Source organism: Planococcus sp. VCh962 (assembly GCF_057748275.1).
The window spans coordinates 199,168-223,246 of sequence record NZ_JBYLHS010000006.1; the positions used below are offsets into that span (position 1 = coordinate 199,168).

General features: G+C 43.4%; 23 protein-coding genes. 13 read left to right on the top strand and 10 right to left on the bottom strand.

What is annotated here, in order from left to right:
- Nucleotides 1-362: 362 nt before the first annotated feature.
- Nucleotides 363-797: an Hsp20/alpha crystallin family protein gene (locus AC3AQ9_RS15825; RefSeq protein ID WP_488308457.1), complete on the top strand. Its 435-nt coding sequence runs from the start codon at nt 363-365 to the stop codon at nt 795-797.
- Nucleotides 798-883: 86 nt separating this feature from the next.
- On the opposite strand, the gene AC3AQ9_RS15830 is transcribed toward AC3AQ9_RS15825, so the two are convergent.
- The gene (locus AC3AQ9_RS15830; protein WP_488308458.1) at nt 884-1,921 is read right to left on the bottom strand and encodes a zinc-binding dehydrogenase; all 1,038 of its coding nucleotides are present in this window, start codon (nt 1,919-1,921) and stop codon (nt 884-886) included.
- A gap of 163 nt (nt 1,922-2,084) precedes the next feature.
- On the opposite strand from AC3AQ9_RS15830, the gene AC3AQ9_RS15835 reads away from it, so the two are divergent.
- Together AC3AQ9_RS15835 and AC3AQ9_RS15840 are read left to right on the top strand one after the other, a co-directional pair.
- Nucleotides 2,085-2,777, top strand: a complete 693-nt coding sequence (locus tag AC3AQ9_RS15835; RefSeq protein ID WP_488308459.1) for a response regulator transcription factor — start codon at nt 2,085-2,087, stop codon at nt 2,775-2,777.
- A gap of 142 nt (nt 2,778-2,919) precedes the next feature.
- Nucleotides 2,920-3,411, top strand: coding sequence for a hypothetical protein (locus tag AC3AQ9_RS15840; RefSeq protein ID WP_488308460.1), 492 nt, complete (start codon nt 2,920-2,922; stop codon nt 3,409-3,411).
- Nucleotides 3,412-3,474: 63 nt separating this feature from the next.
- On the opposite strand, the gene msrB is transcribed toward AC3AQ9_RS15840, so the two are convergent.
- The 3 genes from msrB to AC3AQ9_RS15855 form a co-directional block, all read right to left on the bottom strand.
- Complete coding sequence (gene msrB / locus AC3AQ9_RS15845) at nt 3,475-4,581, bottom strand: peptide-methionine (R)-S-oxide reductase MsrB (RefSeq protein ID WP_488308461.1); 1,107 nt, start codon at nt 4,579-4,581, stop codon at nt 3,475-3,477.
- 20 nt (nt 4,582-4,601) lie between these two features.
- A complete protein-coding gene (locus AC3AQ9_RS15850; RefSeq protein WP_488308462.1) occupies nt 4,602-5,132 on the bottom strand; it encodes a TlpA family protein disulfide reductase in 531 nt (176 codons plus the stop codon).
- A 238-nt stretch (nt 5,133-5,370) separates the two neighbouring features.
- Complete coding sequence (locus AC3AQ9_RS15855; RefSeq protein WP_488308463.1) at nt 5,371-6,270, bottom strand: oxidoreductase; 900 nt, start codon at nt 6,268-6,270, stop codon at nt 5,371-5,373.
- Between the two features lie 214 nt (nt 6,271-6,484).
- Here AC3AQ9_RS15855 and AC3AQ9_RS15860 point away from each other — a divergent pair, with 214 nt between their 5' ends.
- On the top strand, nt 6,485-6,985 hold the full coding sequence (locus tag AC3AQ9_RS15860) for a VOC family protein (protein ID WP_488308464.1): 501 nt from the start codon (nt 6,485-6,487) through the stop codon (nt 6,983-6,985).
- Between the two features lie 133 nt (nt 6,986-7,118).
- Here AC3AQ9_RS15860 and AC3AQ9_RS15865 read toward each other — a convergent pair whose 3' ends face one another.
- The 3 genes from AC3AQ9_RS15865 to AC3AQ9_RS15875 form a co-directional block, all read right to left on the bottom strand.
- The gene (locus AC3AQ9_RS15865) at nt 7,119-7,463 is read right to left on the bottom strand and encodes a hypothetical protein (RefSeq protein WP_488308465.1); all 345 of its coding nucleotides are present in this window, start codon (nt 7,461-7,463) and stop codon (nt 7,119-7,121) included.
- Nucleotides 7,464-8,088: 625 nt separating this feature from the next.
- Nucleotides 8,089-8,772 (bottom strand): hypothetical protein, encoded by a 684-nt coding sequence (locus AC3AQ9_RS15870; protein ID WP_488308466.1) that lies wholly within the window; start codon nt 8,770-8,772, stop codon nt 8,089-8,091.
- A gap of 364 nt (nt 8,773-9,136) precedes the next feature.
- Nucleotides 9,137-10,552, bottom strand: coding sequence for a bifunctional metallophosphatase/5'-nucleotidase (locus AC3AQ9_RS15875; protein WP_488308467.1), 1,416 nt, complete (start codon nt 10,550-10,552; stop codon nt 9,137-9,139).
- Nucleotides 10,553-10,669: 117 nt separating this feature from the next.
- On the opposite strand from AC3AQ9_RS15875, the gene AC3AQ9_RS15880 reads away from it, so the two are divergent.
- On the top strand, nt 10,670-11,875 hold the full coding sequence (locus AC3AQ9_RS15880; RefSeq protein WP_488308468.1) for an aminotransferase-like domain-containing protein: 1,206 nt from the start codon (nt 10,670-10,672) through the stop codon (nt 11,873-11,875).
- A 532-nt stretch (nt 11,876-12,407) separates the two neighbouring features.
- Here the strand turns inward: AC3AQ9_RS15880 and AC3AQ9_RS15885 are convergent.
- Nucleotides 12,408-12,887: a BsuPI-related putative proteinase inhibitor gene (locus AC3AQ9_RS15885; protein WP_488308469.1), complete on the bottom strand. Its 480-nt coding sequence runs from the start codon at nt 12,885-12,887 to the stop codon at nt 12,408-12,410.
- Nucleotides 12,888-13,057: 170 nt separating this feature from the next.
- Nucleotides 13,058-13,945: a fructose bisphosphate aldolase gene (locus AC3AQ9_RS15890; protein WP_488308470.1), complete on the bottom strand. Its 888-nt coding sequence runs from the start codon at nt 13,943-13,945 to the stop codon at nt 13,058-13,060.
- 208 nt (nt 13,946-14,153) lie between these two features.
- On the opposite strand from AC3AQ9_RS15890, the gene ilvA reads away from it, so the two are divergent.
- Both ilvA and AC3AQ9_RS15900 read left to right on the top strand, forming a co-directional pair.
- Entirely contained in the window at nt 14,154-15,443 is a 1,290-nt protein-coding gene (gene ilvA / locus AC3AQ9_RS15895) for a threonine ammonia-lyase IlvA (protein WP_488308471.1), read from the top strand.
- A 177-nt stretch (nt 15,444-15,620) separates the two neighbouring features.
- Entirely contained in the window at nt 15,621-16,220 is a 600-nt protein-coding gene (locus AC3AQ9_RS15900) for a YdcF family protein (RefSeq protein WP_488308472.1), read from the top strand.
- Between the two features lie 53 nt (nt 16,221-16,273).
- On the opposite strand, the gene AC3AQ9_RS15905 is transcribed toward AC3AQ9_RS15900, so the two are convergent.
- The gene (locus tag AC3AQ9_RS15905) at nt 16,274-17,287 is read right to left on the bottom strand and encodes an STAS domain-containing protein (RefSeq protein ID WP_488308473.1); all 1,014 of its coding nucleotides are present in this window, start codon (nt 17,285-17,287) and stop codon (nt 16,274-16,276) included.
- Nucleotides 17,288-17,632: 345 nt separating this feature from the next.
- On the opposite strand from AC3AQ9_RS15905, the gene AC3AQ9_RS15910 reads away from it, so the two are divergent.
- From AC3AQ9_RS15910 to ulaA, 6 genes are all read left to right on the top strand, one after another.
- Entirely contained in the window at nt 17,633-18,067 is a 435-nt protein-coding gene (locus AC3AQ9_RS15910) for a VOC family protein (RefSeq protein ID WP_488308474.1), read from the top strand.
- Nucleotides 18,068-18,201: 134 nt separating this feature from the next.
- Nucleotides 18,202-19,131: an alpha/beta fold hydrolase gene (locus AC3AQ9_RS15915; protein WP_488308475.1), complete on the top strand. Its 930-nt coding sequence runs from the start codon at nt 18,202-18,204 to the stop codon at nt 19,129-19,131.
- The gene (locus AC3AQ9_RS15920; RefSeq protein WP_488308476.1) at nt 19,128-19,760 is read left to right on the top strand and encodes a CPBP family intramembrane glutamic endopeptidase; all 633 of its coding nucleotides are present in this window, start codon (nt 19,128-19,130) and stop codon (nt 19,758-19,760) included. The genes AC3AQ9_RS15915 and AC3AQ9_RS15920 overlap by 4 nt, the downstream gene beginning before the upstream one ends.
- Nucleotides 19,761-19,976: 216 nt before the next feature.
- Nucleotides 19,977-22,043, top strand: a complete 2,067-nt coding sequence (locus AC3AQ9_RS15925) for a BglG family transcription antiterminator (protein WP_488308477.1) — start codon at nt 19,977-19,979, stop codon at nt 22,041-22,043.
- Nucleotides 22,040-22,309, top strand: a complete 270-nt coding sequence (locus AC3AQ9_RS15930) for a PTS sugar transporter subunit IIB (protein ID WP_437151053.1) — start codon at nt 22,040-22,042, stop codon at nt 22,307-22,309. Before AC3AQ9_RS15925 ends, AC3AQ9_RS15930 begins: the two co-directional genes overlap by 4 nt.
- 25 nt (nt 22,310-22,334) lie before the next feature.
- A complete protein-coding gene (ulaA, locus tag AC3AQ9_RS15935) occupies nt 22,335-23,603 on the top strand; it encodes a PTS ascorbate transporter subunit IIC (protein WP_488308478.1) in 1,269 nt (422 codons plus the stop codon).
- Nucleotides 23,604-24,079: the final 476 nt, after the last annotated feature.

Below are 24,079 nucleotides of genomic sequence, written 5' to 3' on the forward strand. Positions count from 1 at the left end.
CTATGCAGCCTTTAAACAGTGCTCAACAAGCATTTATCAAGCTGTTAAAAAATAAAAAACACTTGGGAAAATAGCGGTTTAAAGGTAGAAGAAAGACTGGAAAACCAGTCATATCAAGGGTTTTGGACGATGTGAATCTGTTGACAGCCGAACAGTTTTGAATATAATTTTAAGTAGAAAGACCACAATGAAAAGAAAGGGGTAAGATGAAAGTGTGGGCATTGAAAGTCATTTCATGGCAAGCCCAAGTTCTAAAAGGGTGGCCATAGGAAAACCGGTTGCTTCTAAAAAAGTGATTAGGATCTTGTGACTTTTGAAAAGCTGGCATTTACCAAAAATACTTTAAAAAGGAGAAGATTACAATGAGCACTTTGTTTCCAAGAAAACAAACTGACCTATTCCCAAGCCTCTTTGGAAGCGGATTGGAATCTGACTTCTTCAATAAGTTTTTTGGGGAAAACACCTACCCTCAAGTTGATATAAGAGAAAAGAAAGACGGCTATGAATTTATGGTCGATCTTCCTGGATTCTCAAAAGAAGAAGTTGAAGTCGAGTACAAAGACGGCTATTTGGAAATTCGCGGTCATAGAGAACAAAACTGGGAATCCAATGAAACAGAAGGACGCTTTGTACGCAAAGAACGTTCTTACGGGGCCTTCAAACGCAGCTTCTATATTGGTGAAATCGATGAAAAACAAATTGCAGGCTCATTTGAAAAAGGGGTATTGATGCTTCAAGTGCCAAAATCCAATGAGCAGGCACGAAAAGATAAAGGATACCGAATTCCAATCGAGTAAGGCATCGCCTCATATTCCCTTAATTTATTGGGAAGAATAAGCAATCGGAGTGCAGCTGAAATTTAGCTGTACTCCGGTTTTTTGTTTTATGCATGATAATCAGTTACAACAAAAGTTCCCGTCGTAGCAAAGTTAGACATGTCTTCAAAAATGCCTTCAACTTCAGTTAATCCAATTTCTCGCGTCACCATTTTGCCAGGCTGCAATTTCCCAAGTGCGACTTGCTCTAAAAGGGAAGTGAACCGGAATGCTGGAATCCCGAGAGTCGTGATAAATGATTTCTCAGTAAGGACCATATGATCGACTGGAATGGAGATAAATCCGGCTTCTTTTTTCGAAGTAACACCAATTTGCAGATGACGCCCGCCTTTTTTTAAGCTATTGATGGCAGGCACGCAAGTTTCCGTGATTCCAAGGGCATCCACAGAAACATCTGCACCACCTTTAGTGATTTCTTGCACTGCCTCTACAGGATTGTTGTCTTTGCTGTTGATGACAAAGTCAGCACCTAATTTCTTAGCCAAAGCCAGATTGGAGTCATTGATATCGACTCCGATAACAAACGCTCCCATAGAAGAAGCGATATGGATGGCAGATAAGCCAATACCGCCACAGCCATAAACCACAACTTTTTCTCCAGGCATAACATTCACACGATCTACAACGCCGTGGTAAGCAGTCATAAAGCGGCAGCCTAATGCAGCCGCATCAGAGAAACTCAAATTGTCTGGCAGAGAAATGGCATTGCGGTCGCCTTTTGGCACGGCTACGTATTCCCCGTAACCACCTTGATAAGCTGTGCCTGGAACGATAAACGAGTCACATAGCTGTGTGTTTCCCGCTATACAATGTGGACAGGTGCCGTCACTTCCTGAAAATGGAACGATGACGCGGTCGCCGCGTTTGAAGTTTTTAATATCGCTTCCCACTTCTTCGACAATGCCGCAAAACTCATGGCCGATAACAGGCTGGACGATTCCGTGATCTCCGACCCATACATGCCAGTCGCTTCGGCAAACTCCATTGGCCATTGTTTTAATGATGAGGCCATCTTTTTCAATCACAGGAACCGGCACTTCTTGGACTACTGCCTTTTGGACGTCTTCGATTACTAATGCTTTCATCGTTTCTCTCCTTTTTATTAAAAATTTATTTGTGAGCAGTTAGATGCAGCATATAAGAACTAAAAAAATAAGCGCTTACATAATTTAATGTTATAATATTCATAGTATTTAGTATATTCCCTATTAAGTATGAACTACCTACCGTAAAAGGAAGTGAAATTCGATGCAGATGCCTACCATTTATGAACGGTTAGAAACAATGAAAAGAACACCTTCCCATGAGAAACTGATTATTGAAATACTGGAGGCCTTCTCTGACACTTTTCCTGTTCTGGACGTCTATCTTTGCCGCTATTCACCAATCGGCTTTTTAGGGGAAGGGGTTATTTCACTTAAACGAAATGAAATCAAATACATACATGATCTGCGGTATGATATTAGAACTTTGCCGACAATAGAGTCGGCTATCAATGAAAAAAAAGCAAAGTATTACAAAGACAGGGAACTTTTCGAGAAAACCAGCAGCAACTACGTCATTGATTCGAATGTCAATTCTTTTTTGGTTGTCCCGCTTTTTAGCGGCCATGCAGTTATGGGGTTTATTTATAGTTTGAGTATTAAAGAGGATGCGGATTTTCCTGTGGAGTTACTAGAAGAAATTACCTGGTTTGGTGAAGAAGTTGGAACAATCCTCCAGTCTTCTCTACGTGAAGGAAAACAGCAAGTATTGAGCAACCGGGAACTGGAAGTGATGAGAGAAATCTCGTTGGGAGGCACCACCAACGAGATTGCAGATCAAATGGGAATTAGTGAACAGACCGTAAAGCAATACGTAAAGTTGGCTATAAAAAAGATGGCTGCTACGAACCGGACCCATGCAATTGCAATGTTATTCAGAAAAGGGATTTTGTCTTAAAGATGTAGAAGAATTTTAATGGCGGGCAGCTTTTCAGAAAATCGGCTAATGAATTAACAATAATTAATGATAAATTAGTGAACTGATGAAAATCCTGCTAGCACAACATCGATAGCATAAAATCAGCTAAGGAGGAAGCAAATTGACAAGCATGAAAAATACGATTGGGTTAACAGTGCAAATAGTAGGAATAGGAGTTATTGCCATTAACTTTTTTCGCTCCATTGCGAGTATTGACTTAATCGGCGGTAGCTTGGCGTTTGATATTTTCATCCAAGGCGTCCTATATGGAGTATTATTGCTAGGATTCGGTGAAGTGATTAATCTGCTGCAAGGCATTTTTAATCAACGAGAACTTGAAGGCGGCCATATCCGACAGAAAAGCACTGCGCATACGAATCATAATAAAAAATTGATTTCTTCAGATGTAAGACAGCAAATTAAAGAAATGTACATAAAGAAAAAAGTGGAAATTGAAGGCATTGAAGAAACCCCTTATGAAGGATATGCAATTGTGCATTATCAAGGGAAACGGGATATTGTAGATTTGAATGGCTTTCATCCAAGAATCTTGGCGGATCAAGAAGTGAAGAATCATAGTGGGTTGAAGGAGCTTATGGAAAGAGAACAATAACAATAAAAAGAACTGCCTTCTTTAAAATAAAAGGGCAGTTCTTTTGGTTATTTCTAGCAGCTATCAAAGCATCCCTTCCAAATAGCCATATCCCTTCGCTTCCATCTCAGCTTGAGGGATAAACAAGATCGAAGCACTATTGATGCAATAGCGCAGGCCGCCTTTGTCTTTTGGTCCATCATTGAAGACATGCCCAAGATGGCTGTCACCGGAGCGGCTGCGGACTTCAATGCGTGTCATATTAAAGCTGGTGTCTTTATGTTCGGTTACGACATCCGGTTCAATGGGTCGAGTGAAGCTTGGCCAGCCGCATTTGGAATCATATTTATCCCGGGATGAGAAAAGCGGTTCACCGGTTGCTACATCCACATAGATTCCAGGCTCGTAGTTATCCCAGTATTCATTGGAATAAGCGGTTTCGGTGTCGTTTTCCTGCGTCACTTTATACTGGGCGTCTGTCAGCTTGGCTTTCAGTTCGTCGTCGCTCGGTTTCGGGTAAAGGGTCGGATCAATCAATGCCGGCACCTCCTGATCTTCAAGTGAGTCAAATTCAACGTGGCAATAGCCGTTCGGATTTTTCTCCAAGTAATCCTGATGGTATTCTTCGGCAAGGTAATAATGTTCGAGCGGTTCGATTTCGGTTACAATCGGATCATCGTATTTCGGAGCTTCGTTTGCCATTACTTTTTCAATGACGGCACGGTCCCTTTCATCTTCATAATAGACGCCGGTGCGGTATTGTTCGCCGCGGTCATTGCCTTGCTGATTCACCAGCGTCGGGTCGATGATCATAAAATAATGGGACAGCAGTTTTTCAAGGTCTACGCGTTCCGGGTCATAGCGGACGTGGACAGTTTCTGCATGGCCGGTGTTTTTTCGTGTCACTTCTTCATAAGTGGGATTTTCAGTGTTGCCGTTGGCATAGCCGGAAGTGACGTCATAAACGCCGAAGACGCGGGCCATATAAGCTTCAACTCCCCAGAAGCAGCCGCCGGCTAGCCAGATATCCTTCAGATTATTGGTATCGAACGTTAAACCTTCATTCGGATTGTCAGGAAAGCGGGATTCGGATCCGGCGGCGGTTGTTTCACTGGCAGTATTAAAGTTTGGAATAGAACAGCCGGCTAACAGCAGCATCAATAGCAGGATGAATGCTTTTTTGAGATTCATTGTTTAGTGGCCGCCTTTCATTATTGGATGCTTTCAAAGCTCTCATAAATTTGCGCGTTGCTGAAATGCCCTGGCGAGCTTTTTACCAGTACACCATCAGAACCGATATAGACGGAAGTCGGGTAGGCGAGTACACCATATTCTTCAAAAACAGTGCCACCTTCATCCAGTAAAACGGTGATATTCGAAGCATTATCAACCCCGCTAAACCATTTGGCGAAAGACTCGCTGTCTTTTTCAGCATTAGAACTCGGTGATACGATGGTTAACACTTCAAAGTCCGTGTCTTCACCGGCTAATGTATTCAGTTCTTCCATGCCGGCCAGGCAGATAGAACACCAAGAAGCCCAAAACTTTACATACACTTTTTTACCGGCGTATTCTGAAAGGTCGTGCTGGTTGCCTTCCAAATCGACTAAATCAAAAACGGGTGCTTGTTTGCCAGCATTCATAGGTTGTGCAGTGGTTGTAGATGCGGCCTGATTGCTGGAGCAGCTGGCTAAGACAAAAGCAAGAACAGCGGCGAAGAAAATTTTAATCGGTACATTCATCTTGATCATCCTTTACTGGATATCTTTGTGGCCGTTCCGGGAGCAATTGCAGTATGGGAAATCAATTACTTCTATTTACGCTTATCATATAGCGGATTGCCATTTAAAGACATTGAATGCACTCGGCAAACGTCTAAAGTAATCATCGGATGTCCATATTTCTGACACTACAATAAAACCGGCAGCCCTAGTTCCATGGACTGCCGGTTTTATTCATAAATTTTTTCGATAGCAGGTGTTAACCTGAAAAGTCGAATTCTACACCTGTCAATTTTTCGGAGACTTCCCAAAGCCTTTTGGATACAGCTGCATCCAAAGCGACAGCATGAGGGATTTCCAAGGTCGGGTAACCTTTCCGGTAGCCTTTGCCATCAGGGCCGATGTATTCGCCGCCAACTAACGAAGGTTCAATTGCCGCATATACAGTCGCAAGTGCACCAATTTCGGGTGGCTGAAGATAGAAATTAGCCAGCCTCCTCAAGGATTTTGGCGCGTCCCGTTTTCCAAGTTTAAAGATATTGGTAGCCGAAATGCCGGGATGGCAAGCGACACTGATGGTGTGATGGCCGTGCTGTTTCAGTTTTTTATCGAGTTCCAGTGCAAACATCAGATTTGCCAGCTTGCTTTGGTTATAAAATTTCTTTGCTTTATAGCCTTTTGAACCATCCAGATTGTCAAAGTCGATGTTCCCGCGATTATGGGCTAAAGAAGCAATGGTCACGATACGTGAACCGGCTGTTTTTGTAAGCAGCGGCAATAGAAGTCCAGTCAATGCAAAATGGCCAAGATGATTGCCTCCGAATTGCAGTTCAAAACCGTCTTTGGTTTTCGTATAGGGAGGCATCATGACACCTGCATTATTGATCAATAAATCGAGTGAATCATTTTCACTTTGGAACCGTTCAGTAAAAAAACGTATATTGTTAAGCTCGGTCAAATCCAGTGGCATCAATTCGATCTGTGCCTCAGGAAAAGCATGGATGATTTCCTGCCGAGCGGCTTTGCCTTTTTCCATATTGCGGATAGCCATGACAATCCGGGCTCCTTGACCGGCGAGAACTTTTGCTGCTTCTAAACCAATTCCGCTATTAGCACCCGTAATGACGGCTGTTTTTCCTGACAATGATTTTCTTTCCACAACATCACCTCCTGTTTCTCTATCTTGTGATTACTTTTTTTAGTCCTTTTCAACTTATCATGAGAGTGGAATCCGAGCAAACAAGATCAAATAAGAGATTTATTTCTCAGGCTGAATGAGGTAAGATGAAGATGTTAATATTCTGATTATTTAAATAACTTTACATAGCCGCTCCTTGTATCACTAATTTTGTTTTTGAAAGGAATGAAACAGCGTGGAGAACAAAATTCAAAAAATCACTGCTAATTTTTGGTTTGATGGACAAGCGGAAGAGGCAGCGAATTTCTATGTTTCTGTTTTTAAAAATTCGAGCATCGGACGCGTCACGCATTATGTAAAAGAAGGCCAGGAAATTCACGGCAAGCCGGTAGGTTCGGTCATGACAATTGAATTCCAGATTGAAGGGCAGGAGTTTGTCGCCTTGAATGGCGGACCGGAATTCAAATTTTCAGAAGCTGTCTCGTTTATCATCAATTGCGAGTCCCAGGAAGAAATTGATTATTACTGGGACAAACTGACCGAAGGAGGAGATGAAAAAGCGCAAATTTGCGGCTGGTTAAAAGACAAGTTTGGCGTCTCATGGCAAGTCGTACCAATTGCCCTAAATGACATGATAACGGATTCGGATACCGCAAGAGTTGAAAGAGTGATGAAATCGTTGATGCAAATGAAGAAATTAGAACTTCCGGAGCTGCAAAAAGCGTACGAGGGTTGAACAATTCCGGGGAGTGGCTTGCCTGAGTTTTAAAAATTAAACTTTTTAAATAAACGCGACAAACTATTTTCTGAACAAAAAAATCAAGCTCCTCTAGAAAGAGGAGCTTGATCTGGCGTTCTTAATGTTTGTATCAGTCGCAATCGTCATCATGTTTATGATGCTTTTTGTAATGTTTGCCGTGTTTATGGTGTTTATGGTGTTTATGATGTTTATGGTGTTTGTGATGTTTATGGTATTTATGGTGTTTATGGTATTTGCGATCGTATTTGTCATCTCTGTCGTATTTGTCGCGGTCTTTGTACTTGTCATGCTTATCATAGTCATGGTCGTAGTCTTTATCATGATCATAGTCTTTGTACTTATGATGATAACCATTTTTGTCGTGTCCGTTGTCATCGCCACCTGCAAATGCAGCAGTTGATGAGAATCCGAACACTAAAAAGAATGCCATTAAGATCGTGAGGTATTTTTTCATGTTGTGTCTCTCCATTTCATAATTAGATTTTGTTTATCCTCTGGACAAAGCGTCTTGGAGTTATAAACTTGCCTATTTATGTACTTTTAGAGAGTATGACCTCCTTCTTAGATGGATTGTAAAGCAGCTACAAAATATTTCTATAAATGTTTATTTAATAGAAATATCTTGTCCTTGAACACATTGTACAACATAAATCAAAAATTTACTACAATTATTCGAAAATTTTTAAAAATTAATTTAATTTAATTTTTTAAATCCGTGTAAACGGCTTTATATCAGCAAAAAGTCCAGCTACAAGAAATGTTCGCCTGCTTTTAAAATTTCTTGCCGATGCCATATTGGGCATGTGGATTTCTAACTTGCTGCAATAAAGGTAAGCGATGAATTAAATGATTTGATTTGGCGAGGGGAGATTCCAGAATCTCTTATAGATCAGTTTAGCGAATACACTTGAACTCATGGAATATGGACAAAGAAATTTTTCTGTTCGCTGGAATGCCCCTTTATGGAGGTGCAATCAGTATAAATTAATAAAGAATTCCACAGTTGAACGGCAAGCAGAAAAAAACGTCATGAAATAAAAAAACAGGCTCCCCTATAAGCAGGAGCCTATGGCTATACGTTAGTCACGGTTTTTGCCTTTGCCTTTATCTTTGCCTTTATCTTTGTCTTTATCTTTTCCATTGTCTTTCCCGTATTTCTCCCATTTACCATGAGTTACTTCTACGTTAACGACTTTTTTATCATAATGAGTTTGTACGTTCTTTTTGAAGGTTTCTTTTTCTTTTTTCACTTCTACTGTAGTTTTGCCATATTCTTTATCCACGAACGTTTCAGTGTTCTTGCTGATGATTTTGCCATTGCTTCCCGGTTTGCCTCTATGTTTAATAGTAGTGACTGTAGTTTTAATAATTTTAACCGGTGTAGTGAATGTTTTAATGGTGTGAATAGCTGTTACTTGATCCCAAGTGGTTGTTTTGGTTATTTCATAAGTGGTTTTAATATAGACATCTCGATACCAATTGTGCTTTGGATGTTTTTCACGTTTCTTTTCCACTTTTGTTTCATGATACGTGTCTTTTTTAGATTTTTTAACGGTTTTATAGTCGGTGTCTTTTTCGACTTTGACAATCTTGTCATAGCTGACTTCTTTTGTCGTTTTTACAATGGTCGTGACCCCTTTATGGAAAGTCACTTTTTCAGTTGTATTGCTATCTCCTTTGCCGTCATCGTAGCCAGCAAACGTCATGGAGGAAAAACCGAATACCAAAATGAAAGTCAATAAAAGCAGAGCAAACTTTTTCATGTTCTATTCTCCCTTATTTAAAATTTGATTTTTGTGTTAGTCTCCTTATAAAATGGCTTCAGAGATTAAAACGAACATCAGCATTTTAAGGTATTTTTTGAGAGAAATTTGGCCCCCTTTTTATATGGCTCGCAACTGAAATGAAACCGCTTTCGCGATAATTATACTACGAAAGTCAAAAAAATCATATAATTTATAGGGGAAAATTTTAATTTTTTTACTTATATCAAGGAAGTACTTAATAGGCTGAATGTAGTGTTTTTTATCGAGGCATGAAATTAGTATAGATAAAAAGGAGAAGTCTGAGCAGGCATAAAAGAAACCCTGTTCAATCTGAATGAACAAGGTTTTGTCATACATATTTTTACACGGGCGCCTTGGCTGAGGTTTTCCAGCGTTTCTTAAGCGCCTGATTCATAAATTCAAAGTTATTGGCATATAACCGAATAACGTCTTTAATTTCTTCTGCCCGGTAGGCCGTATTCCGATTATTGGCGAGAGAAGGGTAACCAGACCCGCGCTGCAGATAATCTGAACTTGCGACTGTGTACCAGCGATCATCCAGCAGCGGTTGGCGATGGACAAGGATTTCTTGTATTTCTTTGCCATCATGAATTATTTCTGCGCCTGATATATGCAGCCGGCCAACGAATTTCCCTCTGAAACCAGGACCCCTTCCGTCTGCTAAACAGATTTGGGCATCCAGCGATTGTTCGATAGCTGTCCGAATATCCCTGCCTTGAATTTCAAATGAAGTCGGATTTAAAGGAGAAGGGCAAACTTCAATCAATTTCTTGGATGACAAGTCATGGAATAATCCTGCATTGACGACTCCGCTGTTGATCAGTCCAATGTCACATTTCAGCATATCCTGCAAGCCGTCTGCTATCAAATTGGTAAGAGGGTTCTCCTCGAGGACATCATGCCAAAGTGGCTGCTGCAGTTTATAAAGCGGTTCGCTTAATACTTCAATGGCTTTTTCTTTGTTTGTTTTTAAGATAGTGACTATTTGCGGATCCATGGGTTCATCTTTTGTCGGCAAGGTTTCTGAGTGGATCAAATCCACTTTCCCTAGAGCTACCTCCAATTCGATTACTCCTACGTATTCTCCAAAATTTCCAGCACTGTTCATAATAACCCCGTTTACAATTTTCGCTTCCGGATACAGTTTGTGGTCATGCGCTGAAACGATGACATCAATTTCTGGAATCATGCTGGCCAACGGCTCATCAGCAAAGGTGCCGAGATGGCTGAGCAGGATGCAAAGGTCGTATTGGCCATCATTTTTCTTGATTTCCTCTGCGACCATCTCCTGATAATCATAGACATGGATGCCCAATCCGTCGTTGAAGACACCTAGATTTGGGGAAGAACCGGTAATGAGGATCCGCAAGCCATTCTTATGGAGAATGGTGCTTTTTACAACTCCCTTGAGGCTGTTTCGGTCTTTCTTTACTAGATTATTGCTGATAAAGGGCAGGGGACTATGCATCGCCATATGTTCAAGGGTTTCCATGCCATTAAACATTTCGTTATTGCCGATTGTCAAAGCGTCATATCCTGCTGATTCCAGCAGTTCAATCGTAGCGATTCCGCGTGTTCCTTGCAGTTCGATGCTTTTGAAGTCCGCAAAATCTCCGCCGTCGAGAACAATGGTATTGCCATCTTTTAATTGCCTGATTACAGAAACGGCTTTTGCAAAATTGTCATAATTGCTGTGGACGTCATTTGTATGTAAAATTTTCAATTTCACGTGGGTTCCTCCGATTGTCAAATTCATTCATAACTTCTCCTTTCATTTTACAAATAAATTTTACAGAATGCTTTAAATATTTATTTTATGTAGAATAGGGAGTAAGAGGAAGCTTTACAGCCATCAGAAAGGGGCCTTTACATAATGAAACATGATTTTCCTTTTTCAAAAGACATAAAATTGGCATTCCAAAATGAACCGCCAGGGCAATGGATGTCTGTAGTTCCAAAAAATTGCATTCGCCTGAATTCCGGTTATCCGGAACCAGAACTTGTCCCTTCTAAAGAGATAAAGGAGGCGGTGGGCCGGTTGCTTGATGAAGAGCGTGACTTGCCGCTTCATTATATCGGCAGCCCAAGAATTCCGGAGCTTAAGAAATTTATCCAACAGCGTATGCTGAAACGCAATGTCCAAATCCGAGAAGAAGAGCTTTTGGTCACATCAGGAGCATGCCAGGCAATCGACTTGATTTCCCGCATTCTGCTTGATGACGAATCCGTCGTTGCGATTGAGTCGCCGACTTATATGGAGGCTTTGGAAGTGTTCCGGAATTACACGGAACATTTCATGAGTGTGCCAACTGATGCACAAGGGCTTGATACGGACCGTTTTGCAAAAATGCTGGCGGACAGAAAAAAGAATGGTCAAATTTTGCCGCGTATACTTTATACAATCCCAACTTTCCAAAATCCCACGGGTACGACGATGACACCGGAACGGAGAGCGCATGCATTGGAGTTGGCGGAACAATACGATTTTCTTATTTTAGAAGATGATGCTTACGGTGAACTGGGATTCGAAGAAAAGCCAAGGTTATTGAAAGCGATGGATCCGCATAACCGAGTATTATATGTAGGTTCATTGTCCAAAGTCGTGGCACCTGGCATGCGGATCGGCTGGGTAGCAGGAGCAGAAAAGCTGATCAAGACATTGAGCTGGTTCAAAAAGGATTTGGATCATCCATTTGCCCAGGCAACTATGGCTGCTTATTTAGAAAGCATTGATTTTGACTGCCACGTCAAGGATTTGGCGAATGCCTATCAAAGAAAAAGCAGCATAATGATTGCCTCTTTGAAGAAATTTCTGCCGCCGACAATTTCTTGGTATACACCCGAAGGAGGTTATTTTGTCTGGGTCAATGTTCCAGGAACTGATACAGCCAAAATGCTGCCTCAAGCTCATGCAGCAGGTGTGGCTTATGTGCCCGGCAGGTACTTTTTCTTGGATCAGGAAGAAGGCACTGAATTTCTGCGTTTGTCGTTCAGCTATGCAAATGAAGAACAGATTGTAAAAGGGATTGAGTTGCTCGGTCAAGTTATTGCGTCGAATATCCGCTGTCCAAGCGAATGAAACCCTTCCGGACAGAAAAAATGACCGGAAGGGTTTCGGGGAAAGTCTTAAGTTGACAGCTATGGAGCGCCAAGCCGCTTCGTCGCTGCGCTAGCTTCGAGACATGATAGGGCGTTGCAGGGTCTCGGCTGTCTCGTCGCTTACGCTGCCCCGCAGGCAAGACATTGGCCGACGCCTGCGAGGGCAAGTCTTTGCGACGAAGTGCGCAGCACTGCAGGAGCAGTACGGTTTTCTCCGCTGTTTGGCTCCATATCTAGAGAGCAGGAACAAACATTGGAGAGCTTTCCAAAGCAGTCACATGTTTAGAGAGTCTCTAAAGGGGACAAAAGAATGCAGAATGCAGCGGAAGGCGGCGACTTCTGCGGGAATAGGGCGAGTCCTGAGACCCCGCAGGGAGCGCCAGCGAGCGAGGAGGCTTAGGCCGCACCCCGCGAAAAGCGTCCGTCCTGGAGCGAAATGATAGAAGAACATACGAGTTTCTCGATAGTCTGAAAGGAACGGTCTGTTAAGACCGCTCCTTCTGCATCAGTTTTCATTCCACAATATATTCAGTTTCGGTGTGAAACGCCGGCCCTTGTTCCGGCGTCAGCCAGGCTTCGAGTGTGTAGGTGCCAGGTTCAAGATCAAGTGGTGGAACTTCTAGCTGATAGCTTAATTCTTCCGCTTGAGCAATGGTTTCTTCGCCCAAGGCCTGGGCATACATACTGACAGAAGACTGCAGGAAAACCTGTTCGCCTGATTCATTCAATAAGGCAAAATCAAAGCGCTGGCTGCTGGTGAAATCAAAAGTCAGCGGCTTTTCTGTCTGGTTTTTAACAGTATACAAATAGGTTTGTTCATTCAGCTGCTTAATTGCCGGTTCGGGCGCGCCAGCTGCAATCCCTCCGGAAGTGCCTTCGCTCGTTTCAGGTTTTTCGGGCGGGTCTTCAGCCGGATTTTCATTAGCGCCGCACGCAGCCAGCGAGAATATGGATAAAAGCAGTATCACTAACACCCACATTGGTTTTTGCATACTTGTTCCTCCTTAAGATTAAATGTTTGGCGTCATGTTTTATATATTGCTGAAAAAATAGGAAACCAATTTATTATAAGACCGTTATTAGAACCAAAAAGTTACACGTAAAAAAGGCGTCTCCAGCAACCTTGCAAAAGGAAGCCGGAGACGCCTTTATTTTAAGTGCCTTACGTAATTGACGCTTCGTAAATTGTCTGAATCGAATCAGCGATCGCTTCGTTAAACTCGTCATCACTCTGATCAGCGCTGACTCCTTCGGACAGCCCGCGGGAGAAGCTTGCAATCAGCCCATTATTCGCTGCCAGTTTTTCATTGGCTTCCTGACGTGTATAACCGCCGGAAAGAGCGACTACCCGCACCACGCGCGGATGTTCAATCAATTCTTTGTAGAAGTTATCGACCGTTGGAATCGTCAGTTTCAGCATCACCGGCTGCTCTTCGCTTAAATCATCCAAATGATTCAGGATTTCTTCTTTTAGCAAAGCTTCGATTTTTTCTTTTTCAGCACTGTGAATATCCACTTCCGGTTCAATGATTGGAACGAGCCCGGCGGCGATGATTTGATTTGCCACTTCAAACTGCTGGTCGACCACACGCTTGATCCCTTCAGGATTCGGTTCTTTGATAACAGATCGCATCTTTGTGCCGAAAACATTTCGTTCATTTGCTCTTTTTAAAAGTTCATCTAAATTGGGAATCGGTTTCATCAACTGAACGCCATTTTCTTCATCGGCTAACCCTTTATCGACTTTCAGGAAAGGGACTACGCCTTTTTCTTCCCACAAATAATCCGGAGTGTATTTGCCTTCAACTTCACGGTCCATCGTTTGTTCGAAAAGAATAGCACCGAGAATTGAATCGGAATTGAATGCAGGAGCGGTCATGACGCGCGTCCGCATTTCGTGGATCAAATCGTACATTTCCTCTTCGGTGGAGTAGGCATCTTCTGAAATACCATACAGTTTCAATGCCTTCGGTGTACTGCCGCCGCTTTGGTCGAGTGCTGCAATAAAGCCTTTTCCGTTTTTCACCAGATCAAATTGCTCTTTGTTCATCTTCCCAGCTCCTTAAACAATTTTTTACACCTTTACTTATACCCTTTTATCAGCGTATAAATCATCAGCCCGTGCCAGGCTTGTTTTCCTAATGAAAGTATCTCATACAATTCAGAAAAGTAGTCAAAGAATTGACGAAATTTTTTATCAATAATGCACTTCTTTATGTTAGAGTAATGAAATAACTAAATTTAAAAGGGTGATACAGATGACGAGAAGCAACACCACAGAGCTGGAAAGAACATCAGAAGCAGCAAAAGTGACAGTGGAGGAAATCATGGTGGCGAACCAGGCGTTAAAAGACGTCGTAGTGAAAACGCCGCTTCAGCGGAATGAAATTCTGTCCGCCCGCTATAACTGCAACGTCTTTTTAAAGCGGGAAGACCAGCAGATTGTCCGTTCCTTCAAATTGCGAGGCGCGTATAACTTCATCCGCAGCATGACGATGGAAGAACGCAACAAAGGAGTTGTATGTGCAAGCGCCGGCAATCATGCCCAGGGAGTGGCATATTCCTGCAAAGCGCTCGGAATTGAAGGCAAGATTTTTATGCCCCTCACGACACCAAGCCAGAAAGTTTCCCAGGTCAAGCGATTTGGTGGCGATCAGGTATCGGTCGTGTTGATAGGCGATTCCTTTGATGACGCGTTTGCAGCTGCGATGGATACATGTACAGCTGAAGGCAAAACATTTGTGCATCCTTTTAACAGCAGCCATGTCATTGCCGGACAAGGCACGGTTGCCGTAGAAGTGTTAAATGATATGCAGGAACCGGTGGATTATCTGTTCTGTGGGATTGGCGGAGGGGGATTGGCTTCCGGTGTCGGTTCTTATTTGAAAGGAATCAGTCCTTCCACTAAATTGGTCGGTGTGGAACCGGCGGGAGCGGCCAGCATGAAAGCTTCGCTTAAGAACGGGGAAGTGACCCGTTTGGATGAAATCGATACATTTGTCGATGGTGCAGCAGTGAAGCAAGTAGGAGATTTGACGATGTCGATCTGCCAGGAAGTGATAGATGACATCATCCTGGTGCCGGAAGGCAAAGTATGTACGACCATTTTGGAATTGTACAATGAAAATGCCATTGTCGCAGAGCCGGCTGGCGCATTATCAGTGGCGGCGCTGGATTTCTATAAAGACGAAATCAAAGGGAAAAATGTGGTCTGCGTTATCTCGGGCGGCAATAACGACATCGAGCGGATGCAAGAAATCAAAGAAAAATCCTTGATTTATGAGGGATTGAAGCATTATTTCATCGTCACCTTCCCGCAGCGGGCAGGGGCGCTTCGCAAGTTCATGGAACAGGTGCTAGGCGAAGAAGATGACATCACCCATTTTGAATACACAAAGCGGACGAACCGCGAGCAAGGGCCGGTACTTGTCGGCATCGAACTGAAGCGCCGCGAAGACTACGAGCCGCTAGTGAAACGAATGGCAGAAAATGGCTTTCCTTATAAAGACATCAATAATGATTCGTTGTTGTTCAATTTATTGATCTAGCTATAAAACCCCTTTTGAAAAAAGGGGTTTTGTTCTGGCTTTTGGCGTTTTTGTGATCATTTGGTGTTTTTTTTAAAATTGCTCTTTTCTTTCAACCGGTTTCAAATGATAATATAGAAGGACCAAATCCAATCAAGATGTACTTGATAGAATAGAAGGCCAAAGGGACGAATCTAATTGCATAAACTGATCATACGAAAAACTTTATTGGTGCTGCTGATGGCACTTTTTGCTTTTACTGTGTTTGCCGCTTATGGCATTTGGACATACGCGGCGGAAACAGAAAATATAAAAACCGATGCGGCAATTGTGCTCGGTACAAAAGTGATAGGCGATCAGCCATCACCGATGCTGCAGGAACGCATCAACCATTCAGTATGGCTTTACGAAAATGGTTTTGTTGATAAGATCATTTTCACTGGCGGCATAACGGACGGCGCCGATATGGCAGAGTCGGAAGTGTCACGCAATTACGCATTGCAAATGGGCGTGCCACTAGAAGACATCTTTATCGAAACGGAGTCAATGATTACGGAAGAGAACTTTTTATATGCCAACGAAATTGCAGAAGAGCAGGGGCTGGACAGCTTTCTTGTTGTGAGCGATCCTCTACATATGAAACGGGCATTATTGATGGCGCAAGTTGCGGGCATCGATGCGTATTCTTCACCGACACAAAGTTCGATTTTCCAAACATTCAGCAGCCAGGTGCCTTTTTTTATCCGGGAAACAGTTTGCTATGTCGGTTATGTGCTGACCTTAGCATTTCTTAAGTAATACATAAAAAGAAGAGCGCCTCTGCAAACCAGAGACGCTCTTCTTTTTCATTGTTATACGATTCTTCGGCCGCTTTTTCCTAAGGCATAATAGATGCCGTGCTGAAGTGATTGCAGGCACTCGAATTTTTTTAGGCTGGTCAGTGTCTGTGTAATCAATAATGCCAGTTCAGGAGAGACGCCGACTAATATCACTTCTGTTCCCAGAAGTTTAGCAGAGGCTCCCAGCTTATCAATCAATTCGGCAGTATGAGCAGAGATGTTTTTGTTCAAGCCGGTCAAATCCAGCAGCAGGAAACTGGCTTGATGCTTAGGCAGATGGCTGAGTGTTTTATAAATCAAATCATCGGCCCGTTCTTCATCATAAGTGCCAATCATTGGAACGACGATGATGCCTTCAAGGACAGGAATAATTGGAGACGAAAGTTCCTTTATCAAGCTTTGCAGGGTTTTTGTATTCTCGTTGACTAACTGCTCGAGCCGTCTAATCTGGTCTGCTTCCTGGCGTCTAGAAAGCTCATGGATATTCCGCTGCACGGTCACATCAGAAGGAAAGTACTCGACGACGCTGTACGGATTTTCAGCGTTTTGGTATTGAATGGTCTTGTACCAGAAGTTGATGCCGAATATTCCGGTCAATACACCAGCGTAGTGAGAAGGTACAAAAATTCCATCCGTATGTGTGTGATCAAGCTGATTCAGCTTGTATTCCCAGTCATTCTGAATATGCAAGGTAAAGGTATTGTTTTTTGCATCCATCTTTGTAATTTCAACTTTCCCCCAGCCAGCTGGCGCATAAGTCTCAGAAATCCATTCCACTATATTAGAGGTATCAATATGCTTCATTTCCCCGAATCCTTCACCAACAATTACGCCTTGGCGAAAGCCGGTAGTTTCAAGTGCCAAATTGGTTGCTTCAACGCCGGATATTTCCTTGATGGTATCGAAAAAGGTCTTCATCGCCGTAATCCAAAAAAATACGACATCGCCGCCTTCAAATAGAACTTCCCCTGTCCCAAGATCCCATTTCAATTCTACTCCGCCAACCCTTATGTCTTTCTTCTCCATAAATACCCTTCCTCCGATTTGATGCAAGATAGATTCATTATATAAGCTCAGTTCTATCTTGTCTCTTTTAACAGTAAGAAGAAGGAAGTACGCTTTTTTTATAGAATAAAATAACTGAATAAAAAGAAAATAAGCTGTTCTTTTTATTGATTTTGGTATATAATATAATAAAAAGGAACACTTGTTCTGTATATTGCCATCCAATAAAAAAGCAATTTACACTATGAGAAAAACTTCGGAATGACCGATTTTATTTTGGAATTGCGTGCCTTCGTTAAAAGGGAACATCTTTTAAACGAGGTACGGAAAATATAAAATAAGGATCAAACGAAGGGAGCGGTCAAAGTGCCAGTGCATGCGTACATGGTGTTTAACGGGAATTGCGAAGAAGCGGTCGGGTATTATGCAGAGGTTTTTGGAGCAGCGAAGCCGGAAATTATGCGTTTTGGGGATATGCCTCCGGAGGAAGGCTTTGAAATGGCTGAAGACATGAAAAGGCTGGTCATGCATACGAACTTGAATTTAATGGGCAGCGAAGTGATGTTTTCAGATGCCATGCCAAATTCGCCTGTAACTTTCGGGCAAAATATCAATTTGACCGTCGTTTCGGACAATGTGGATGAATTGAAATCTCAGTTCATCCGTTTGGCACAGGATGGAAAAGTCACGATGGAGATGCAGGAAACTTTTTGGAGCCCTGCGTACGGAGCGCTGGAAGATAAGTTCGGAGTCGCTTGGCAATTCAGTTGTGATGATGGCTCTTACAGACAGCAAGAATAAAAGCATAGACCGGGGGGAATCGGGGGAAATGGAAAGCACATGCTCGCAAATGAGCGTGTGCTTTTTTATGCATTTGGTTAATCCCGTGATGGAATGTTAATAGATAAAGCTTGAATTTGCTCAGGCGCAAAAGGATGCCTGCTTTGGAGCGCGGGCGTTTTGAGTTGTCTGCAGTTCGGGTAACTAAAAAGAAAAAACTTAAACTGCGTACAATTTGCGCTTTTGTTATAGGAGTGGACCCTTTTATGCCGCATGTCACTATCGATCAATCAGTGTCACTTTACTATCATTTAAAAGGCCAAGGGATGCCGATTGTCTTTATCCATCCTTTTGTCATGGCCCATAATGTATTCAAACACCAGGAACCGCTCGCCGAGCATTATCAGCTTATTTATTATGATATCGCCGGCCATGGGCATAGCTCAAAAGGAGACAGGCCTTTGACCATCGATCTTCTGGCGGAGCACTTGAAGAAGCTGCTTGATGAAATAGGAATTGAAAAAGCCGTGCTTTGCGGTTATTCGCACGGCGGATTGATTGCGCAGGAATTTGCATTGAGGTATCCGGAACGGACCATCGCTTTGATTCTGTCCGGCGGCTATTCGGAATTGAACAACTTCACACCCATATTCTTTATCAAGTCGGTGATGTATATGGCCAAATTCGGACAACTGCCGATGGCTGCCAAATTGCAGGCTAAGCTGAACCGAAAGCTTCCCGGGGATGAACAAGCCATCTATAAGTTGGCCCGGAAATCGGATGCACGGGCTGCCTATGAATTTTGCAAAACAGGACTTGATTATGTTTCCACGCATTCTCTCCACCGCTTGAAAATGCCGATACTGCTTATCTATGGAACGCTTGAAAAACCGATGCACCATTACCGGATTCCATTTTTAAAGGCTGCCCCCCAAACTCAAGTGGCTTATATTGATAAGGGGACACATCAATTGCCGCCTCGTTCTTTCCTGGAATTCAACGCATTGGTGAACCAGTACTTGCAGCCGATCAGTAGACAATACAGGCAGGAAGCAGCCGATCAGAATTCAGGAAAGCCGCTATGAAGAATTTTATGCGTTTGATTGGGCCGACAATCATGATTTTTATCGGGCTGCAATTGCTGGAAAGCGTCGCTATCACGTTTTTGCTGTTCTATAGCTGGCTGCTGTTTGTGCCGCTGGTTGATAAGGCGTTTCCGAAAGAGCGGCTGAAGTTGGACAAGCAGGGAGTGGTTTTGGGGATTGGCAGCGGCTTGCTTTTTTCCGTTTTTATCTTTGGCGGATTGAGCTGGCTGCATATCTATCTTTTGGACATCGAATATCTCCGGGCACTTTTGCTGGATTGGGGGTTTTCGGGTCCAGGAGAAGTGGGGTTGGTCCTTGTCCTGCTATTGGCGAATCCGGTGCTTGAGGAATTGTACTGGAGAGGTTATATGTACGACAGGTTGAGGGCGAAAGGGAAAGCCTTTTATGCCATCGGAATGTCTGCCGCTTTTTATACGCTGTATCATTTGCTGTCGATTATTCCGATTTTCGAAACAGGGTTTAGTTTGGTGGCGGTGATTCCTGTGTTCATTGCTGGATTATTTTGGGGATATATCCGGGAAAAATCCGATTCCATATCAGCGACAATTATCAGCCACGCGCTGTCGGACTTTGGGATTGTTTGCGTTTACTGGTTTATCGTCAGATAAAGGAAGCCTTTTTGGAAATCATTTGATTTCCAAAAAGGCTTTTTTGCGGGCTTATTCTGGTTCGCAGCTTGTGAATTGATTCCAAAAATGAGATAGTCAGCAATGATGTGGCTGAACAATACAATTCTGTGCAGAACCTGACACAAGAATGGGGCTTGTAAACAGTATTTTTCGACTATTAGATGCGGTATCGTATAAGAAGGGAGAGGATAAAAGATGTTATTGGATGAGAGAAGCGCAGCTTTACTGATACTTCTTCAACATTCACCTATATCTAAAATGAGTGACTTGGAAATTCAGACAGGGCTTACCAGAAGGCAGATTCAATATGCCATCGGGAAAGCCAATGATTGGCTTGAATTTAATAGCTACTCTGTAATTCAATTCGATCGGCAAAAAGGTTATTTCTTGACCGAACCGATCAATGAAGAAGCTTTGAATGTCAAGATGACCAAGAATACATATACTTTTTCCGAAAAAGAAAGGGAGAATTTATTCTACCTGATGATTTTATTAGGGCGGGAAGAATTATCCGTCTATCATTTTCAATCCATAACCGGCCTGTCCCGCAATACAGTGTTGACGGATCTGCGGCGGCTTAAGAAAAAAACACAGCAACTCGACTTGAAACTTGAGTATTCGAAGCAAAAAGGCTATGTGATTTCAGGAAATAGCCGGGCAAAGAGGTACGCAGCTGAATACCTGGTCAGTGAAGTGTTTAGCAATCCGAATAGCCGGGCCATCGTGGAAGGTGTTTGGAAAGATGATAAGCAACAAATCAAAGCCATCAAGGTTCAGCTCGAGCAAATGGAACAAAAACTAGGTGTGACGTTTACTGATGAACGGCTTAATGAGTTAAGTTACTTGTTTCTCTGCGCCGATTTGCTGATCCAAAGAGGCGAGGGCTTGCAGAATGATGAAAGCTGGAATCAGTTGGTGGCTACAGGCGAATACCGGCTGGTAGAACAAATGATTGAAACGTCGGCTTTTCAAGCTCAATGGAGCCAGACGGAAAAACAGTATGCGACGCTGCATTTGCTGAGCATGAACCGGACAAAGGATTTGTCTCCTTTAAAAGAGGATGAAACGATTCAAGTTCTGCTGCAGCAAGTAGTGGAAGAATTTGAGCGGCTGGCTTTTGTCCACTTGCAGGATAAGGAATTATTGTACGAGCAGCTTTATATCCATTTCAAGCCGGCTTACCACCGGCTAAAATACGGCCTTCCACAAGTGAATCCTATTACCAGCCGGGTGCAAAAAGTCTATCCGGAACTGCATCATCTGGTCAGAAAAACTTTGCAAGTGCTGGAACGGAAACTTGGCCAAGTGGTGCCGGAAGATGAAGTGGCCTATTTCACCATCCATTTTGGCGGCTGGCTGCGGCGGCAAGGGACGGCACTCGATGACCGAAAACGGGCAATCGTCGTTTGCCCAAATGGAGTAGGAATCAGCAACATCCTTATCTATACCTTAAGGGAATTGTTTCCGGATATCTTGTTTTTGGATGTGCTGTCTGTCCGTTCGGCAGCAAATTACCAGCTGCCCTATGATTTGGTTTTCTCGACCGTCCATATGAGAACTGAAGCTCTTCTTTTTGTGGTGCCGCCTATTTTGGAGGTGCAGGAAAAGCATTTGCTGCGCCAGCAAGTGATGCAGGAACTTTACGGTTATACAACCGGGAATGTCGATGTCGGTTCTTTGTTAAAAACCATTTCCAAGTATGCCACCATCCATAATGCACCAGAACTTGAAAAGGCCTTGCAGTCCAATTTGTACAGCCCTTCACAAAAAACAATTAAATATTCATTAAAGGAGGCCGAAAAACCAGTGTTAGGAGAATTACTCACTTTGCAGACGATTCAATTGAAGCCTTCTGCCGAAACGTGGCAGCGAGCCATTCAATCTGCAGCGCAGCCGCTTGTTGAATCGGGAACAGTTGAAGAACAGTATGTGGAAGCAATGATTGACAGCATTTCAGCGAATGGACCCTATGTCGTCATCACGCCAGGCGTGGCCATTCCACATGCAAGACCGGAACAAGGCGTCAATTCTTTGTCGATGAGCCTATTGAAATTGGATGAGCCTGTGGAATTCGCAGCCGATAAGCCGGTTCGTCTGATTATCGTTTTGGCCGCCTCCGACAGCGACTCGCATTTGCGTGCATTGATTCAATTGACGCAATTATTAAATGATCCGGCTAATATTGACCGGATGCTGGAAATCTCAGATAAAACAGAGCTTATGGAATTTATTCACGAAAATTCAAAGGAGGAAACACAATGAAGAAAATCATGGTAGTATGCGGAAACGGCTTAGGAAGCAGCTTTATTATGGAATTGAATGTCAAGAAAGCTTTAAAAGAAATGGAACATACGGCAGAAGTGGACCACACGGATCTGGCTTCGGCTAAATCGGAGCAGGCCGATATTTTTATCGGAGCAGGGGACATCATCGGCCAGCTTGACGATGGAAAACGGACGCTTGTTTCTCTCGAGAATATGATGAGCATTCCGGAGATTAAATCTAAATTAGAACCGCATTTCCAATAAAATTCATTTCAAAGGATGAGAACCGATGCTTGATCTAATTATGACAGATATTTTAGGGACGCCTTCCATACTCGTCGGCCTGTTTGCACTCGTCGGGTTGTTGTTACAGAAGAAGTCCAGTGCAGATGTAGTATCCGGAACGCTGAAAACGGTAATGGGTTTTATCATCATTGGCGCAGGGGCAGCGGTATTAATCGGAGCTCTTGATATATTCGGCCAAATGTTCGACCATGCTTTTAATGTACAGGGCGTCATTCCAAATAACGAAGCCATCGTAGCGACAGCCCAGGGCAGCTATGGAACATCGACTGCCATGATCATGGTTTTCGGAATGGTCTTCAATATCATTCTGGCCCGCATCACGCCATTCAAGTATATTTTCTTGACTGGGCACCATACGCTGTTCATGGCTTGCTTATTGGCTGTTACTTTATCAATTGGTGGATTATCGGGCGTACCGCTTATTGCAGTCGGATCCATTTTGCTAGGTGCATGTATGGTTCTGTTCCCAGCAATGCTGCAACCTTTTGTTCGTCAAATCACAGGAAGCGATGATTTTGCCATCGGCCATTTTGGATCCATTGGCTATTTCATTTCTGCGACAGTCGGAAAATGGGCGGGCAACAAGGAAAAAACGACCGAACAAATCAAAGTGCCTAAATCACTCGGGTTTCTGCGTGATACATCAGTTGCGGTCTCTTTGACCATGACATTGTTCTTTGTCATCGTGGCATTATTTGCTGGACAGGAATACATTGAAACCAATCTTTCCGGCGGTTCCAATTTTATCGTATTTTCTTTCATCCAAGCTATTACATTTGCTGCAGGTGTATACATAATTCTTGCGGGAGTGCGGATGCTGATTGCTGAAATCGTTCCGGCATTCCAGGGAATTGCCGATAAACTAGTGCCGAACACAAAGCCGGCATTGGATTGCCCGACAATTTTCCCGTTTGCCCCAAATGCTGTAATCATTGGATTCCTATTCAGTTTCTTAGCCGGTCTTTTGGCGATGTTCGTTCTTCCTGCTCTTAGTCTGAGCGTAATCGTTCCGGGACTCGTTCCACATTTCTTCACGGGTGCTGCTGCAGGCGTGTTTGGAAACATCACGGGCGGGCGCCGAGGCGCTATGGCCGGTGCATTCGCGAATGGGCTTCTGATCAGTTTTATCCCGGCAATCCTGCTGGTATTGATGGGGGACATCGGTTTCGAAGGAACCACATTCGGCGATTCTGATTTCGGTGTTATCGGGATCATGATCCTCAGCATTATGAAATTCTTTGGCATGTCTTAATTTCTTAACCGTTCAAAGGGAATTTTCAATACAAAAAGGCCTTTCCTAGTGAAGGGCCTGAGCTTATAGACAAAAGAAGATACATTCAATCAAGTGAGTAACGATCAAAAAAAGCTTCTCCCCTCGGTTCCTGCGCTTCCACCGGACGCTTTCCGCGGGCTCGCGCCGAACTAACTCGGGACGGACGCCCGAGTGGATTTCGGCACTTCGCTATCCCGCAGGAGACGCCGGTTTTCGCTGCGGAACCTGGCGTGAAGTGAACACCGGATACCGCTTCTCCTCACTTATCTGAAAAGCGACATCCCCAACCGGTCCGGCCACGAGACTCCTGTGGGAGCAGCGAAGCGACGCGAGCCGAAGACCCTGGAGCGAACGCAGGGAGTGAAGCGGCTGAGGCCGTCATAGCTGTCAACTTAAGAAAAAAGTGTAACCCCTCTCGAAAGATGGTATGGATGACTATCCATGAACGAGAGGGG